The sequence below is a fragment of the Neobacillus rhizosphaerae genome (assembly GCF_050477885.1).
Lineage (GTDB): Bacteria > Bacillota > Bacilli > Bacillales > Cytobacillaceae > Neobacillus > Neobacillus rhizosphaerae_A.
Window position 1 is genome coordinate 1 of the sequence record NZ_JBCNAC010000193.1, and the last position, 15,757, is coordinate 15,757.

The following is a 15,757-nucleotide window of genomic DNA, read 5'->3' on the forward strand; positions in this document are numbered from 1 at the left end:
TGTTTGTTTAGTTTTCAAAGGACAAATTTTTCTTCATCGCTTAAAAGCGACTTTATAATCATATCAAGTTAATGATGAAAAGTCAATAACTTTTTTACTTTCTACTTTGACGTCTTGGTGACGACTTTTAATATATTACAGCATTCCAACCACATGGTCAATAGTTATTTTAAAAAAATAAAAACCGCTTGTTTCAGCGGCTTGTACAGCTATAAAACCCAGTGTTGAATAGCTACTAATGCAAATACTCCAGGTATCCCTAGAAAGCCTGAAACTGCAGATGTAGCCACATTAATGGGGACATGGATACCGTACCGATTACCGGCTGCATTTAAGAAAAATAGAAACAACGCCCCGATTAAGAATTTAACCGCAGCTTGACCAATAAACCGTGCTGGTTTAAAAGGTGCCCCTGAGAATAAGAGTAATAGGATCAGGCCTCCTAGTACTGAAATAACGATAATAGGTTCCAAATAACGCTCCCCTCCTCCTTCAATCATTATCCATACAGTTTATGTACAAGTTAGAGGGAATAGACCTTAAGAAAAATAAAAAAGCCCGTCCACACATTGTGACCAGGCTCAGGCTCATTATTCAAATTCATCTTAATAAGGTGACATTCCGCTGTTTTGCTTCTCTTAATAAGAAGATATACTTCGCTTCTGCTATTTTCGTTTGGCAAATAACCTCTTCGGAAGGATCAAAACTTTTTTCCAAAAGCTGTTTTTCTTGCTGCCAATGCTCTTTCAAACGATTCAACTGTATCAAGAGCTTTTCATCATACTCTTTTCGAAGCCGTCCTTTACGTTGAAAAAACATACTTTTTTCCTCCGAATTTTTTCTTATAGTTCCCGTCGGCCCTCTATTGCTTTCGATAAGGTTACTTCATCAGCATACTCAAGGTCACCGCCAACCGGTAGTCCATGGGCAATTCTTGTCGTCTTAATGCCTGATGGCTTTAACAATCGAGAGATATACATAGCTGTTGCTTCACCTTCAATATTCGGGTTCGTAGCCAAGATGACTTCCTGTACGGTTTCATCTTGTAGACGTTTTAGTAAATCAGGGATATTAATATCCTCTGGACCTATCCCGTCCATTGGAGAAATAGCCCCATGTAACACATGATATAATCCGTTGAATTCCTTCATCTTTTCCATTGCAATAACATCCTTTGGATCCTGGACAACACAAATGATACTTCTATCCCTGCGTTGATCTTCACATATATAACAAGGATCCTGGTCTGTGATGTGACCACAAACAGAACAATACGTTAAATTACGCTTCGCATTCACAAGCGCTTTGGCAAAATCAAGGACGGTGTCTTCTTTCATACTTAACACATAAAAGGCCAGGCGTGCAGCCGTTTTCGGGCCGATTCCTGGCAGTTTCATAAAGCTGTCGATGAGCTTAGAAATCGGTTCAGGATAATGCATTACTATTTTTCCCCTTTAATAAAAGAGGCTGCACATAAGAACAGCCTCTTTTTATTTAATCTAGCTTAGAAAGGAAGGTTCATTCCTTTTGTGAACTGGCCCATTGTATTGTTTGTTAGCTCTTCAGCCTTTTTAAGGGCGTCATTTACTGCTGCTAAAACAAGGTCTTGCAACATTTCTACATCATCTGGGTCAACTGCCTCAGGTTTAATTTGTACATCTACCACTTCTTTATGACCAGTTACAACAACCTTAACCATACCGCCACCAGCAGTTCCTTCAATCTTTTCTTGGCCTAATTCTTCTTGGGCTTCCGCCATTTTCTTTTGCATTTTTTGCATTTGCTTCATCATATTTTGCATATTACCCATTCCTCCGCCACGCATCATAACACATTACCTCCATATAGTAAGTTATTATTATTCTATTACTTCTACGAACTCAGCGCCAAAAAGTTTTTTAGCCTCAGATATATGAGGTTCCTCTTCCTTCCTGTTTGTTTCGCTGGCTTCGCCTTCTTCACCATGCTGACTGTTCAAGAAACTTTCTCGAATGTCTCCCCATTGTTCCTCAGGTACACCCAAGAATAGAAATCTTTTACCAGTTAATATTTGAAGGGCACCGGTAATCGCTTCTTGAAAATCCTTTCTATCTGTTGCCATTTGACAAATCATTTCATGCTTAAACTTTATAATTAAGGCATCCGCTGAAGCTGCAACTGGCTCCGCATCATTTAACAAGGCTGCGTGCGATTTTATTAAATTTGCCAGCATTTCTCCCCATTTACCTTTAATCTGATTTAAATCGTTTTTGGTAGCTACCTTTAATACTTCATTGATTTTACCAACTGCAGGCTGGAATCCTTTCCTAGACACTCTCTGAGCCGGTTTTTGCTGCTGAGGTGCTGCATCTTGTGAGGTAACAGTGATGCCGCTGGTTTTTAATTGCTGCAGTTCATTTTCTAGTTGTTCAATCCTAGATAACAAATGGTCGACACTGGAAGGCTGTGCTTCCTTTTCTATACTTTCCATTTGACAGAGCTTTACAATCGCCACCTCAAGAAATATTCGCGGATGGTTCGTCCATCTCATTTCTTGTTGTGTTTTATTTAAGAAATCAATGAACTGATAGATTTGTCCGGTAGGAGTGGCTTCCGCCATCCTGCGAAATTCATCGTCAAGCATGACCCTTTCAAGCGACTCTTCAAGATTTGGTGCCGTTTTATACAGAAGCATGTCTCGATAGAATAAAATCAAATCTTCGATAAATCGCGTTGGGTCCTTACCGTGAAATAATAATTCCTCAAGCGCCTCTAAACCACTTGCCACATCTTTTTCTTGAAATGAGCTTGATAACTTATTCAAGAACCCTTGGGATACAGAGCCGGTCACGGTCAAGGCATCCTCTACCGTTACCCGATCCTGACTATAGGATATTGCCTGGTCTAATAGACTTAAGGCATCACGCATCCCACCTTCTGCTGCACGGGCAATCATTTTTAAGGCATCCTCATCACATACTACTCCTGTTTCATCAACGATTAATTTCATCCGCTTCACAATAGAACCAGCTGTGATGCGTCTAAAATCAAACCGCTGACATCTAGAAATAATCGTTAATGGAATTTTATGAGGTTCTGTTGTAGCTAAAATAAAAATTACATGCTTTGGCGGTTCTTCTAATGTTTTTAATAAAGCATTAAAAGCACTAATGGAAAGCATATGTACCTCATCAATGATGTAAACCTTATAGTTAACAGCAGTCGGTGCAAATTTGACCTTTTCCAATACATCTCTCATTTCTTCCACACGAGAGTTGGAAGCAGCATCAAACTCTAACACATCCGGAATCGTCCCATTGGTAATTCCACGGCAGGCTGCACATTCATTACATGGTTCTGTTACAGGTGCGCGTTCACAGTTAATTGCCTTTGCTAAGATTTTAGCTGCGCTTGTTTTACCTGTTCCTCTTGGACCAGAAAAAAGATAGGCATGTGATATCTTTTGTTGAAGCAGGGCGTTTTGCAATGTCTGCGTTACATGTTCTTGTCCTACTACATCGATAAATGCCTGCGGACGCCAAACACGATATAAAGCCTGATAAGCCAACTGACACCGCCCCCTTCGAAATAATTCATCCTAACCATTATAACGTATCTATTTTCATTTTTTCAAAGTGTATTCATAAGAGTTCACAAAAAAACTCATCTCCATTCTGAGATGAGTTAATTTATAAACATATGTAACTGCCGTGCACCTTCCTTTGACTAACGCCCATAAGCGTTACTTAAGCAGTTAGCTCGACCCAGGCAACCCTGCGGCACATGAGAGCGTCCACTTAATGCTGCTTCCTTCCGGACCTGACATGGTTCATGGATTCCCATTGCGCAGGACCCGGGCGTCAACACCACTTACTTAAGGCAGACCCTACAGGCCATTAGCCTCGGGAAGGGATTCAGTCCCGCTAGAGCGGATTGCGGGTACAGGGCACCGCTACCTCCCCACCTAGCACGGCAAAGTTGATAACTAAGTTTAGTGCGTCGTATCTGACGCTTTTCTAATATACAACCAATCCGGAAAAAAAGCAATATTTATCAACTGTAAGTTATTGTAAATCTATTATTCCTTTTTCGTTCCTTCGTTGTTTCTCAAGCTTTTTCCTTTCCCTGAGCCCCCTAAAAAAATCAGAAAGCAATTGGCCACATTCACTTTCTAACACACCTTTGGTTACTTCACTTTGGTGATTGAAACGGTCGTCCTGTAAAAGATTCATGAGTGTTCCTGCACATCCGCCCTTCGGGTCACTTGCACCATATACCACTCTTTTTACCCTCGATAATATAATGGCACCTGAGCACATCGGGCATGGCTCAAGTGTTACATATAAGGTTGCGTCCTCCAACCGCCAAGAGCCTATTTCCCGACAAGCTTGTTCGATCGCGATAAGTTCTGCATGTGCGACAGCGTTCTGCTCTCTTTCACGCAAATTATATGCCCGGGAAATAATTCTATCCTCCATGACAAGCACAGCTCCGATTGGAACCTCCATTAGTTCCTCCGCCTTTTTGGCTTCCTTTATTGCTTCACTCATAAAGTATTCATCTAGGTTTTCTTCCACCATCATAGCAAACTCCTTCTTATGGATAAGTATTCTATTATTACTCCAAAATATAGGAAGGAGGAGAAGCAAATGGAGAATAATTATCCTGCACTGATTATTATTGATATGATTAACAACTTTGATTTTTCACATGGTTCCATTTTAGCCGAAAAAGCACTGGTAATTGCTAAGTCCATCAAAGAATTAAAAAAACAATTTAATAAACACAATTTACCCGTCATCTTTATGAATGATCATTATAATTTATGGCAGGCTGATTTTAATAAAATCATTGATTTTTGTAGGAACGATTACAGTCAGCCTATTTTTGATATCCTGCTACCAAATGATGATGATTATTGTTTAATTAAACCAAAGCATTCCGCTTTTTACGAAACCTCTTTAACCATATTGTTAGATCATTTAAAGGTGAATACACTCATACTAACTGGAATTGCGGGCAATATTTGCGTGCTATTTACTGCAAATGATGCCTATATGCGCGAATATCCCATTTATGTCCCTCGTGATTGTATTACATCGGTAGATGATCAGGATAACCATTTTGCTCTAACAATGATGGAGAATGTACTCAAAGCTAAGACCGCTCCTAGTCATCATGAAATTTATCAACATTATATCATTTATCCTCACCCTCCCTCATAAAATAGTTGCAACGTATGTTTGTTGGGAGGGAAAAGGATGCAAATCCATGTTATAAGAAGGAATGAATCATTAACCTCGATTGCAAGAGCCTACCATACGACCGTTAACGATATTATTGAAGCAAATGAATTACCGAATCCGAATGACCTGGTAGTGGGACAGTCCATTGTCATTCCAATTATCGGCCGCTTTTATTTCGTTCAGTCGGGTGATTCCTTATTCTCTATTGCTAGAAAAGTCGGTGTCCCTTATCAAGAGCTTGCAAAGATCAACCGGATTAATGTAAATCAGCCGCTCAATGTTGGATTCCGTCTTTATATCCCCCAAGGTCAAAAAAGAAACGCTGAGTTTAATGCCTACGTAGAGCCTCGAGGGACAACGGTTGCACCTGTATTAGAGAATAGCGCCAGGGAAGCTGCACCGTATTTAACCTATTTAGCCCCATTTAGTTTTCAAGCTCGCCGTGATGGAACCTTGAAAGAACCTTTACTGAATAATTTCCCCGCTATCGCAAGGACTAATCGTAACGTATTAATGATGGTTATTAACAACCAAGAAAATGATCAGTTTAGTGATGAGCTCGGGCGAATTCTATTGAACGACATCGCCATTCAAGATAAATTTCTCAATACTATTGTAGCAACCGCTAAAAAATATGGATTCCGTGATATTCACTTTGACTTTGAATTTTTACGACCCGCGGATCGGGAGGCTTACAACAACTTTTTGCGCAAGGCAAAACAACGATTTAAAAGTGAAGGTTGGCTCATGTCAACTGCCCTTGCCCCAAAGACCAGTGCCACACAAAAAGGAAAATGGTATGAAGGCCATGATTACAAGGCACACGGGGAAATTTCTGACTTTGTGGTCATTATGACGTATGAATGGGGCTACAGCGGCGGCCCCGCGATGGCCGTATCTCCTATTGACTCAGTAAGGAAAGTTTTAGATTATGCCATAACAGAAATGCCATCTAATAAAATTCTTATGGGGCAAAATCTCTACGGCTATGATTGGACGCTTCCTTTTGTTCAGGGAACCGTCGCTAAGGCTGTCAGTCCGCAGCAGGCCATTCAGCTAGCAGCCAAACATAATGTACCGATTCAGTACGATACGAAAGCCCAAGCACCCTTTTTCAAATATAAGGATGAGAGTGGCAAGGATCATGAAGTTTGGTTTGAGGATGCCCGCTCCATCCAGGCTAAATTTGATTTAATCAAAGAATTAAATTTAAGAGGAATGAGTTATTGGAAGCTCGGCTTATCGTTCCCGCAGAATTGGCTGTTAATCGTAGATAATTTCAACGTCACCAAGAGGGGGACCTAATGATAGCATTCCGATAGTCGAAAAATATTTTTTACAACAAAAACTGCCGTTTTTCGGCAGTTTTTTCATATATCTGACATAAATCTAGCCACTTCAAAATATTCCATATCCCTTCCTGTCGTAGATTGTGATAAAATATCTTTTGTGTCGATAAATCAGTAAGACATAAATAATATAAATTATCCGGTGGTTACTGGTTAATCATAGAAGTGCAGGCAGTTGGAGAAGGAGGACTTGCAATGGGGGATACACCCTTTATTACGGTTGAAGGGCCGATTGGTGTTGGGAAAACATCGCTCGCAAAAGCCATTTCAGAGCAATTTCAATTTGCTTTACTTAAAGAGATCGTGGATGAAAACCCATTTTTAGGGAAATTTTATGACAACATTGAGGAATGGAGTTTCCAGACGGAAATGTTTTTCCTCTGCAATCGCTTTAAGCAATTAGGGGACATCAATACCCATTACTTAAGTCAAAATCAATCTGTTGTTGCAGACTATCATATTTTTAAAAATTTGATTTTTGCACAGAGAACATTAAATCCGGAAGAATATCAAAAATATTATAAGATTTATCAAATTCTTACCGAAGATATGCCTAAGCCTAATGTCATTATTTATTTAAATGCCAGCTTAGATACATTGTTAAAACGAATCAAGCTTAGAGGGCGCGAGGTTGAAAAAAATATTAGCCCATTATATTTAGAACAGCTCTCCATCGACTATGAAAATGCCATAGCGATTTTTGAAAAAGAACATCCAGAAATACCTGTTCTTCGCTTTAGCGGCGATGAGTTGGATTTCGTGCAAAACGAAAATGATCTAAACCATATTATTGAAAAGTTAACCTTATCGTTAAAGACTTGCAGCTGGACGAACATATAGAATAGGGGGATGTAAGTGAGTATCGTTATTGGTGGTATGATTGGTCTAGGGAAAACCAGTGTGGCTGATACCTTAAATGCACACTTTAAAAATAAAGGAATTGAGAGTAAGGTGTTTTATGAATCGGTGGATGATAACCCCATCCTTCCTCTTTATTATGAGTTAACACCTGAAGAATTAGATGCAAGAAGAATTCCGTTCCTCTTACAATTATTTTTCTTAAACAAACGATTTAAGACAGTAAAAGATTGTATTAACTGGCGTGAACCGATTTATACAATTCAGGATCGTTCAATTTATGAAGACTGGTATTTTGCTTATGTAAATAAAAATTTAGGCAGAATTTCAAGCTTAGAGTTCAAGATTTATGAAGATCTTGTAGATAATATGTTGGAAGAGCTGAAGGAACTACCTAAAAAGGCACCAGATTTAATGGTTTACTTAAAGGGATCCTTTGATACGGTCATTGACCGGATTATGGCCCGCGGTAGAAGCTTTGAGATTAACCCCGAGCTGAAAGAGTACTACTTTGAGGTTTGGAAGGGTTATGATGAGTGGGTAATGAACCAGTATGCGGCAAGTGAAGTCCTAGTGATTGACATGGACACGACAGATGTTGTGAAGAGTCAAGCGGATGCTGAAAGAGTATGCCGTGAAGTAGATGAAAAATTAAAAGCAATTCTTAATCTAACAGAAGCACATATTGGTTAATCCAATGTGCTTCTTTTTTTGCATAAAAAAAACTCACTACAATGAATGTAGTGAGCCTTATCTCCAGTATTTTATGCGCGATTGTTTTAAATGATGGCGGAGGAAGAGGGATTCGAACCCCCGCGCGGTTTAACCCGCCTGTCGGTTTTCAAGACCGATCCCTTCAGCCGGACTTGGGTATTCCTCCGTATCAACAAAAAATAATTTAACATATATCCAATATGAATGTCAACAAAGAAATTCCGGATGAATATAACATCCGGAATTTTTAGAAATTACATTGGCTTTATCACTTCACGGTTGCCCATGTAAGGACGTAATACAGTCGGTATGATGACACTGCCGTCCTCTTGCTGATAGTTCTCTAGGATCGCTGCGACCGTGCGGCCAATCGCAAGGCCAGAGCCATTTAATGTATGAACATGTTCCGGCTTGGCTTTTGGATCACGACGGAAGCGAATATTCGCGCGTCTTGCTTGGAATGCTTCAAAATTACTGCAAGAAGAAATCTCGCGGTACGTCCCATAGCTTGGAATCCATACTTCAATATCATACTTCTTCGCAGCCGTAAATCCAAGGTCACCCGTACACATGCTTAACACACGGTATGGAAGCTCTAGTAATTGTAATACTCGTTCAGCATCGTTCGTTAGCTTTTCAAGCTCCTCATAAGAATCCTCCGGCTTCACAAACTTCACAAGTTCCACCTTATTGAATTGGTGCTGACGAATCAATCCTCGTGTATCACGTCCAGCAGATCCTGCCTCAGAACGGAAACAAGCACTATAGGCCGCAAAGCGGATTGGAAGCTCTTCTCCACTTAAAATTTCATCACGGTGATAATTTGTAACAGGGACTTCAGCTGTTGGAATAAGGAAATAATCTTCGCTTTCAATCAAGAAGGCATCCTCTTCAAACTTCGGCAATTGCCCTGTTCCCGTCATGCTTGTGCGATTAACTAAGTATGGCGGTAGGATTTCAGTGTAACCATGTTCATCTACATGTAAATCAAGCATAAAGCTCATTAGCGCACGCTCTAAACGCGCTCCTAATCCTTTGTAAAAAACAAAGCGGCTTCCTGTCACTTTCCCCGCACGTTCAAAATCTAAAATACCTAATTGATCAGCAATGTCCCAGTGCGGCTTTGCTTCGAATTCAAAGTCACGGACATTACCCCATTTTCGAATTTCAATATTGTCATCTTCTGTTTCCCCGACTGGTACACTTTCATGAGGGATATTTGGGATGCTTAGAAGTAAAAGCTCTAATGTTTCTTCTACTCCGCGAAGCTCGTCATCCAGAGCTTTAATTTGATCGCCGACCTCACGCATCTCTTTGATTAAATGATCAGCGTCCTGCTTTTCACGCTTTAAAGCTGCTACTTGCTGTGTTACTTCATTTCGTTTGCTTTTTAGTTTTTCAGATTCTACGATTAGTTCACGTCTCTTTAGGTCTAGTTCTTCAAAACGGCCAAGATCGGTTAGATCTTCTCCACGATTTTGAAGCTTTTCTTTTACTTCAGCAAAATTTGCTCTTAGGATTTTAATATCCAGCATAATTGACACTCCTTTTAAAATGAATTGCAAAAAACAAAAAACTCCCGCCCCTGAAAACAGGGACGAGAGTTAACCCGCGTTACCACCCTGGTTGACAGCATACCACTGTCCACCTTGAAAAAATGTAACGGTTTTTACCGAAAGTACTTACTTACTACATTAAGTAGTGTTCCATACCTTACTCGAGGAGGGATTCACAAGCTTCATTCACCGGTTTTCACCAGCCACCGGCTCTCTGCTAGAATGAGTTTCCTGTTACTAATTCCTCTCATTGCTTTCAACAATATTTATGATTTGTATATCTACGTTACTATAATTATAAACGAAATGCAACCAAATTAAACCTATACAAGTTGCTTTAGTTTGGCTTCCTTAACCATCTCAACAAAGTAAGCAGTAATGCGATGATCATCCGTTAATTCTGGATGGAAGGAACATCCGAGAAACTGCCTGTCCCGTGCGGCCACAATGCGGTCATTATGCTTGCACAGGATTTCTACATCTTCTCCTGCCTCAACAATGTGCGGCGCACGAATGAATACCGCTGGGAAGGTCTCTGCTACATCCTTAATTGCAAGGTCTGCTTCAAAGCTGTCCACTTGTCGGCCAAAGGAGTTCCGTTCTACCTGAATGTCCATGACACCGATGTGAGGTTCACTATAACCAACAAGTTGCTTAGCTAATAGGATGAGTCCCGCGCATGTCCCAAACATTGGTTTCCCACTACGGGAAAATTCCTTTAACGCATCCATGAAATCATATTTGTCAATCAGGCGCCGCATTGCTGTGCTTTCTCCACCAGGAAGAATAAGTCCATCCAAGTCATGTAACTCTTCTTTTCGTTTAACAGCAACTGCCTCTACACCGCAGGCCTCAAGTGACCGAATATGTTCCCGGACCGCTCCTTGTAAAGCGAGAACGCCGATTTTAATCATCTTACCATCCACGCTCCTGCATGCGTGCTTCTGGCGCTAGTGAAGAAATTTCGATCCCTTTCATTGGTGTTCCAAGATCCTTTGAAAGTTCAGCAATTAATTTATAGTCTTGGTAGTGAGTAGTTGCTTCGACAATTGCTCTTGCAAACTTAGCAGGATTTTCTGATTTAAAAATACCAGATCCAACAAACACACCGTCAGCACCAAGCTGCATCATAAGTGCTGCATCCGCTGGTGTTGCTACACCGCCAGCTGCGAAGTTAACAACTGGAAGACGCCCAAGACGCTTAATTTCAAGAAGTAATTCAAATGGAGCACCTAAAAGCTTTGCTTCCGTCATTAACTCATCTTCATTCATTCCCACTACTTTACGAACCTGTGCGTTTACCTTACGGATGTGGCGAACCGCTTCAACGATATTACCAGTTCCTGGCTCACCCTTTGTACGAAGCATGGAAGCACCTTCACCAATACGGCGTGCTGCCTCACCAAGGTCACGACATCCGCAAACAAACGGAACAGTAAAATCACTTTTATATAAATGGTACTCTTCGTCAGCAGGAGTTAATACTTCACTTTCATCGATATAATCAACACCCATTGCCTCAAGCACTCTAGCCTCCACAATATGACCAATTCTTGCTTTAGCCATTACAGGGATTGAAACAGCATTAAGTACCTCTTCAACTATTCTTGGGTCAGCCATCCTTGCCACTCCACCAGCTGCACGGATATCTGAAGGCACTCGCTCTAAAGCCATTACTGCTACTGCACCTGCTTCTTCAGCAATTTTTGCCTGCTCGGCATTCACAACGTCCATAATGACGCCGCCTTTTTGCATTTCAGCCATACCACGTTTTACGAGTTCCGTACCTGTTTTCATTGTTAAAATCCCCCTTTTATTTAAAATATTAAGAAAAATCTCTTTAAACTTGTGGAAAATTCCCATTCAATCAATCGGAATTATCTATTTCCATAAAATCATTAAAGCAACAAAAAAGGACTCCTGTCAAGACAAGAATCCTTCTTAAAAAATCCAAAATTTTCTTATGTTTTTATTCTAATTAAAACCAACCTTTTACGGTTGAAGAAATTCCGTGCCAAACATCACCGAAGAAATTGCCAATCCCACGCATCATTAGGACAAACCAATTTGCTTTTTCTACATCTTGTGCAGCGATGACATCCACTTTGATTTTCTTTTGTCCCTCTTCAGTTAAAAATGAAACCTTTTCACCACTTTTCGGTTCAATAGTTAAATATCCAACTGTTTCACCTTTTTTAACTGGTGCTGTGATTTCTCCATCTTTATTAACCTTTTTCTTATCTAAAACAAGAACTGGTTTGTAACTCTTCTTTTCACCATTAAGGACAACCATGTTAATGGCTGACTTCGTATAAATTTTCACTTGGTCTTCCTTCCCTTTAGTGATAGGAAGTGTTTTATGTCCCTTTACTTGATAATGCTTAGGAACAATCTTTTCTTTTGTGTAATTACTAAATGCATAATCCATCATTTTTCTTGTTTCATCAAAGCGTGCTTTGTAGCCGCCTTTTCCGCTTGCATCCTTCGCATTTTGAACAACAGTAATAAATCGTTTGCCATCACGGCTTGCCGTTCCAGTGAAGCAATAACCTGCAAAATCAGTCGTCCCTGTTTTAAGCCCGTCCATACCTTCATAACCGTAAACTAGCTTTGGAAGCATCCAGTTCCAGTTATCCATCTTTATTTGATCGTCCGTGCCTTCTCTGAACATTTTCATCGGCGTGCTAGCTGTTTTTAACACTTCAGGGAAATCATTAATTAAATGAAACGCTAATTTTGCAACAGCACGTGGAGACATTACGTTCTCATCCTCAGGACCTGTTCCTTCAGGATGCTGCCCATGGTAATCTCTGTTATTTAAACCCGTAGAGTTAACGAATTTATAATCCTTCAATCCTAATTGTTTTGCTTTGGCATTCATCATTTTTACAAAGTTTGCTTCTGATCCGCCAATGGTTTCTGCAATTGCAATAGTTGCACTATTTGCAGAATAAATAGCCATTGCTTCATATAATTCACGGATCGTATATTTGCCATCTTCCCTTAATGGCACATTCGAAAGACTTCTGTCATGAGAGTTTTTATAAACAAGATCACTTACTGAGTATTCCTGATCCCATTTCACTTTGCCTTTCTTAACCGCTTCAAGTAAAAGATATTCTGTCATCATCTTAGTCATGCTGGCAACCCCTAAAACATTGTCAGCATTCTGTTCATATAGAACCTTACCTGTTTCTGCATCAACTAATATCGCACCATCTGCATTTACATTTAACGCTGCTTGTGCCTTAGCTTGGTTTACACCAGCAAATAGGCTAAAAAACATAATCATTGCCAGTGCACTGGCAACACATTTCTGATAAAAGTGTTTGTTCACTGTAACGCCCTCCAACGATTTTATACACTTTGGTTATTTTAACATAAGTAGCTAGCAAATCATAGACAGAGCATAGAACCATTCTTTTTCCAATTCTGCTATTTTTCTAGGAATATTGACCGTGAAAAAACAGAGAAGCTGGGCTTCCCTGTTTCCATTTGAAGACTATAGAGAATAGTTAGGTGCCTCTTTTGTAATTTGAACATCATGTGGATGACTTTCTCTTAATCCTGCACCTGTCATCTTAATGAATTGTGCATTCGTTCTTAATTCATTAAGGTCCTTAGTTCCGCAATATCCCATTCCCGCTCTAAGACCGCCAATAAGCTGATAAATCGTCTCCGATAATGGCCCCTTATAAGGAATTCTTCCTTCAATTCCTTCAGGCACAAACTTTTTGTTGTCTTCCTGGAAATAACGGTCTTTCGATCCCTTTTCCATCGCAGCCACAGAGCCCATTCCACGATATACCTTAAAGCGGCGTCCTTGGAATATTTCCGTTTCCCCTGGACTTTCTGATACCCCAGCCAAAAGACTTCCTAGCATGACGGCATGTCCCCCTGCAGCTAAGGCTTTTACGATATCTCCGGAATATTTAATTCCTCCATCTGCAATTATTGTCTTTCCGTGCTTCATTGCTTCTGTTGCACAATCATAAACTGCAGTAATTTGCGGTACGCCTACACCGGCTACAACCCTTGTTGTACAAATGGAGCCTGGTCCAATTCCAACTTTAACCACATCAGCTCCTGCTTCAATTAAATCCTTTGTCGCTTCTGCAGTTGCTACATTCCCCGCAATAATAGTCAATTCAGGATATGCCCCTCTAATTTCCTTCACAGTGTCGAGAACACCCTTTGAATGGCCGTGGGCAGTATCCACTACAATGACATCTACATTGGCCTTCACAAGCATATCCACACGCTTCATCGTGTCACTAGTTACCCCTACTGCTGCTCCGGCTAATAAACGTCCTTGTTTGTCTTTTGCTGAGTTTGGAAATTCAATTACTTTTTCAATATCCTTGATGGTAATTAATCCTTTTAATACGCCCTGTTCATTTACGAGCGGAAGTTTCTCAATTTTGTACCGTTGCAGAATTTGTTCTGCCTCTTTTAATGTGGTTCCAACCGGTGCTGTTACAAGATTTTCCTTTGTCATCACATCTGCGATTTTAAAGGAGTAATCCTGATCCTGGATGAAACGTAAATCTCTATTAGTAATAATGCCTATTAGTTTTTGTTCTTCGAGGTTATTAACAATGGGTACGCCTGAAATTCGATATTTACCCATTAAATGCTCAGCATCAAACACTTGATGTTCCGGCGTTAAATAAAAAGGATCGGTAATGACTCCACTTTCTGACCTCTTTACCTTTTCAACTTGTTCTGCCTGCTGCTCGATCGTCATGTTTTTATGGATAATACCCAAACCGCCTTGACGTGCAATAGAAATGGCCATCTCTGATTCAGTTACTGTGTCCATACCTGCACTAATAATTGGAATATTGAGCTTTACACTTGGTGATAACTCCACTTGCAGACTGACATCTCTTGGTAGAACCTCGGACTTACCTGGAATTAATAATACATCATCAAACGTTAAACCTTCTTTTACAAATTTACTTTCCCACATTTTAACGGCCCCCAGGATAAAAAATTTTATTTGTAGGTTATCAATTGGACAAAATACTGTCAAGGAATAAATATTAGTTTGATTCTTCTGAAAAAGGTGGTACGATCTTGGATATTCACTATAAGGGATGGAAAAGCTATTCTAGTTTCTTTTCAGCAGAGTATTGTCAGCGCTATTTAAAAACCAGCTATCAAAAGCGTCAAATAGATAATCCTGAACAAAAAAGCTACGAAAACGGATATGCTTTCCTCTATTATCTTGAGCATGGAAAAATATATTATGAGCAGGCAGAAAAATCTCCTCTTATTTTAAAGCCAATTTTGCTATTTTATGGACTCGTCCATTTAATTAAGGCTTGCATATTAACAACTGACCCTTCTTATCCCGAAACAACAGCTGTATTAGCACATGGAGTTTCTACGAGGAAAAGGAAAAAACAAAATTATCTTTTTTTTCAGGATGAAGTAAAAGTACAAAAAAATGGACTTTTCCCCTTCATGTCAGAAAAATTGTTTCACATGAAACAATTAGAAGGAGAGAAAGTCATAATGGAGGAATTACTACAGCTTATACCGGAATTGGATGATTTATTCTTTATACTTTTTGGGAAACGAACATTTGTCCAATTAGACCGCGTTGGTAAGCAATTAACCATACCGGACAGCGTTCTGGACTCCTATCACATGACTGAGAGCAGGCTAAAGGAATTTCTTTCCTCCAAATTTGACCATTCTGTTGAGTTTTCCAATGAGGGACTTTCGTTTACAATGAGCTCTACTTCCGCAAACTCACCACTAAAAATAAATTTAGAGAACCAATACTATGTATTACCATTGCATAAAGGGAATCTTTTTGATTTTCCAGAGCTACTTGTACATTATTTATTGCTCTATAATTTAAGTATGATTGCTCGTTACGAAACCGAATGGTGGAGTGAATTGACCAAAATGATGCCCAATCAAGATTATCCTTTTATCAATTCATTTCTTGATGTAACTCTCCAAAAAGGACCGTTTTTAATTTATCAATATCTGATGAAACAATAAAAAAAGACAACCATATCAGGTTGTCTTTTCATTTGCC

Annotated in this window: 16 protein-coding genes, 1 tRNA gene, 1 other RNA gene and 1 other annotated feature; of the genes, 5 read left to right on the forward strand and 13 right to left on the reverse strand. The window is 39.8% G+C overall.

Annotated features, from left to right (window positions below; translation table 11 throughout):
• Positions 1-209: 209 nt before the first annotated feature.
• The 7 genes from ABES03_RS25110 to tadA all read right to left on the reverse strand — a co-directional run bounded on the left by ABES03_RS25110 (position 210) and on the right by tadA (position 4,562).
• Entirely contained in the window at positions 210-473 is a 264-nt protein-coding gene (locus ABES03_RS25110) for a pro-sigmaK processing inhibitor BofA family protein (protein WP_413304859.1), read from the reverse strand.
• 127 nt (positions 474-600) lie between these two features.
• Positions 601-819: a YaaL family protein gene (locus ABES03_RS25115; RefSeq protein ID WP_430121855.1), complete on the reverse strand. Its 219-nt coding sequence runs from the start codon at positions 817-819 to the stop codon at positions 601-603.
• Between the two features lie 23 nt (positions 820-842).
• A complete protein-coding gene (gene recR / locus ABES03_RS25120) occupies positions 843-1,439 on the reverse strand; it encodes a recombination mediator RecR (RefSeq protein ID WP_308081646.1) in 597 nt (198 codons plus the stop codon).
• A 65-nt stretch (positions 1,440-1,504) separates the two neighbouring features.
• A complete protein-coding gene (locus ABES03_RS25125; RefSeq protein ID WP_374121019.1) occupies positions 1,505-1,828 on the reverse strand; it encodes a YbaB/EbfC family nucleoid-associated protein in 324 nt (107 codons plus the stop codon).
• A gap of 30 nt (positions 1,829-1,858) precedes the next feature.
• On the reverse strand, positions 1,859-3,547 hold the full coding sequence (gene dnaX / locus ABES03_RS25130) for a DNA polymerase III subunit gamma/tau (RefSeq protein ID WP_430121858.1): 1,689 nt from the start codon (positions 3,545-3,547) through the stop codon (positions 1,859-1,861).
• Positions 3,548-3,687: 140 nt separating this feature from the next.
• Positions 3,688-3,952: signal recognition particle sRNA large type (ffs, locus tag ABES03_RS25135), an RNA gene on the reverse strand.
• Between the two features lie 91 nt (positions 3,953-4,043).
• Positions 4,044-4,562, reverse strand: coding sequence for a tRNA adenosine(34) deaminase TadA (tadA, locus tag ABES03_RS25140; RefSeq protein WP_430121860.1), 519 nt, complete (start codon positions 4,560-4,562; stop codon positions 4,044-4,046).
• Positions 4,563-4,628: 66 nt separating this feature from the next.
• Here tadA and ABES03_RS25145 point away from each other — a divergent pair, with 66 nt between their 5' ends.
• The 4 genes from ABES03_RS25145 to ABES03_RS25160 all read left to right on the forward strand — a co-directional run bounded on the left by ABES03_RS25145 (position 4,629) and on the right by ABES03_RS25160 (position 8,125).
• Positions 4,629-5,204 carry a cysteine hydrolase family protein gene (locus ABES03_RS25145; RefSeq protein WP_430121862.1) on the forward strand — a complete coding sequence of 192 codons (576 nt, stop codon included), beginning with the start codon at positions 4,629-4,631 and terminating at the stop codon, positions 5,202-5,204.
• 36 nt (positions 5,205-5,240) lie between these two features.
• The gene (locus ABES03_RS25150) at positions 5,241-6,530 is read left to right on the forward strand and encodes a LysM peptidoglycan-binding domain-containing protein (RefSeq protein ID WP_430121864.1); all 1,290 of its coding nucleotides are present in this window, start codon (positions 5,241-5,243) and stop codon (positions 6,528-6,530) included.
• 239 nt (positions 6,531-6,769) lie between these two features.
• Positions 6,770-7,414 carry a deoxynucleoside kinase gene (locus ABES03_RS25155; protein WP_309857164.1) on the forward strand — a complete coding sequence of 215 codons (645 nt, stop codon included), beginning with the start codon at positions 6,770-6,772 and terminating at the stop codon, positions 7,412-7,414.
• A 15-nt stretch (positions 7,415-7,429) separates the two neighbouring features.
• A complete protein-coding gene (locus tag ABES03_RS25160) occupies positions 7,430-8,125 on the forward strand; it encodes a deoxynucleoside kinase (RefSeq protein ID WP_430121866.1) in 696 nt (231 codons plus the stop codon).
• A 94-nt stretch (positions 8,126-8,219) separates the two neighbouring features.
• On the opposite strand, the gene ABES03_RS25165 is transcribed toward ABES03_RS25160, so the two are convergent.
• From ABES03_RS25165 to guaB, 6 genes are all read right to left on the reverse strand, one after another.
• A tRNA-Ser gene (locus tag ABES03_RS25165) sits at positions 8,220-8,312 on the reverse strand.
• An 88-nt stretch (positions 8,313-8,400) separates the two neighbouring features.
• A complete protein-coding gene (serS, locus tag ABES03_RS25170) occupies positions 8,401-9,681 on the reverse strand; it encodes a serine--tRNA ligase (RefSeq protein ID WP_430121868.1) in 1,281 nt (426 codons plus the stop codon).
• A gap of 55 nt (positions 9,682-9,736) precedes the next feature.
• Positions 9,737-9,962, reverse strand: a binding site (T-box leader).
• Positions 9,963-10,025: 63 nt separating this feature from the next.
• On the reverse strand, positions 10,026-10,616 hold the full coding sequence (pdxT, locus tag ABES03_RS25175; protein WP_430121870.1) for a pyridoxal 5'-phosphate synthase glutaminase subunit PdxT: 591 nt from the start codon (positions 10,614-10,616) through the stop codon (positions 10,026-10,028).
• A gap of 1 nt (position 10,617) precedes the next feature.
• Positions 10,618-11,499 carry a pyridoxal 5'-phosphate synthase lyase subunit PdxS gene (pdxS, locus tag ABES03_RS25180; protein WP_308081655.1) on the reverse strand — a complete coding sequence of 294 codons (882 nt, stop codon included), beginning with the start codon at positions 11,497-11,499 and terminating at the stop codon, positions 10,618-10,620.
• A 181-nt stretch (positions 11,500-11,680) separates the two neighbouring features.
• Positions 11,681-12,994 (reverse strand): serine hydrolase, encoded by a 1,314-nt coding sequence (locus tag ABES03_RS25185; RefSeq protein WP_430121876.1) that lies wholly within the window; start codon positions 12,992-12,994, stop codon positions 11,681-11,683.
• A 210-nt stretch (positions 12,995-13,204) separates the two neighbouring features.
• Positions 13,205-14,674, reverse strand: coding sequence for an IMP dehydrogenase (guaB, locus tag ABES03_RS25190; protein ID WP_430121872.1), 1,470 nt, complete (start codon positions 14,672-14,674; stop codon positions 13,205-13,207).
• 107 nt (positions 14,675-14,781) lie between these two features.
• Here guaB and ABES03_RS25195 point away from each other — a divergent pair, with 107 nt between their 5' ends.
• Positions 14,782-15,720 (forward strand): YaaC family protein, encoded by a 939-nt coding sequence (locus ABES03_RS25195; RefSeq protein WP_430121874.1) that lies wholly within the window; start codon positions 14,782-14,784, stop codon positions 15,718-15,720.
• Positions 15,721-15,757: the final 37 nt, after the last annotated feature.

Bases quoted from the DNA above. Each gene is read 5' to 3' on its own strand.
- ABES03_RS25185 (WP_430121876.1), bottom strand. From the start codon at position 12,994: ATGATTATGTTTTTTAGCCTATTTGCTGGTGTAAACCAAGCTAAGGCA.
- recR (WP_308081646.1), bottom strand. From the start codon at position 1,439: ATGCATTATCCTGAACCGATTTCTAAGCTCATCGACAGCTTTATGAAA.
- ABES03_RS25155 (WP_309857164.1), top strand. From the start codon at position 6,770: ATGGGGGATACACCCTTTATTACGGTTGAAGGGCCGATTGGTGTTGGG.
- guaB (WP_430121872.1), bottom strand. From the start codon at position 14,674: ATGTGGGAAAGTAAATTTGTAAAAGAAGGTTTAACGTTTGATGATGTA.
- tadA (WP_430121860.1), bottom strand. From the start codon at position 4,562: ATGATGGTGGAAGAAAACCTAGATGAATACTTTATGAGTGAAGCAATA.
- ABES03_RS25145 (WP_430121862.1), top strand. From the start codon at position 4,629: ATGGAGAATAATTATCCTGCACTGATTATTATTGATATGATTAACAAC.
- ABES03_RS25115 (WP_430121855.1), bottom strand. From the start codon at position 819: ATGTTTTTTCAACGTAAAGGACGGCTTCGAAAAGAGTATGATGAAAAG.
- pdxT (WP_430121870.1), bottom strand. From the start codon at position 10,616: ATGATTAAAATCGGCGTTCTCGCTTTACAAGGAGCGGTCCGGGAACAT.
- pdxS (WP_308081655.1), bottom strand. From the start codon at position 11,499: ATGAAAACAGGTACGGAACTCGTAAAACGTGGTATGGCTGAAATGCAA.
- serS (WP_430121868.1), bottom strand. From the start codon at position 9,681: ATGCTGGATATTAAAATCCTAAGAGCAAATTTTGCTGAAGTAAAAGAA.
- ABES03_RS25125 (WP_374121019.1), bottom strand. From the start codon at position 1,828: ATGATGCGTGGCGGAGGAATGGGTAATATGCAAAATATGATGAAGCAA.
- ABES03_RS25150 (WP_430121864.1), top strand. From the start codon at position 5,241: ATGCAAATCCATGTTATAAGAAGGAATGAATCATTAACCTCGATTGCA.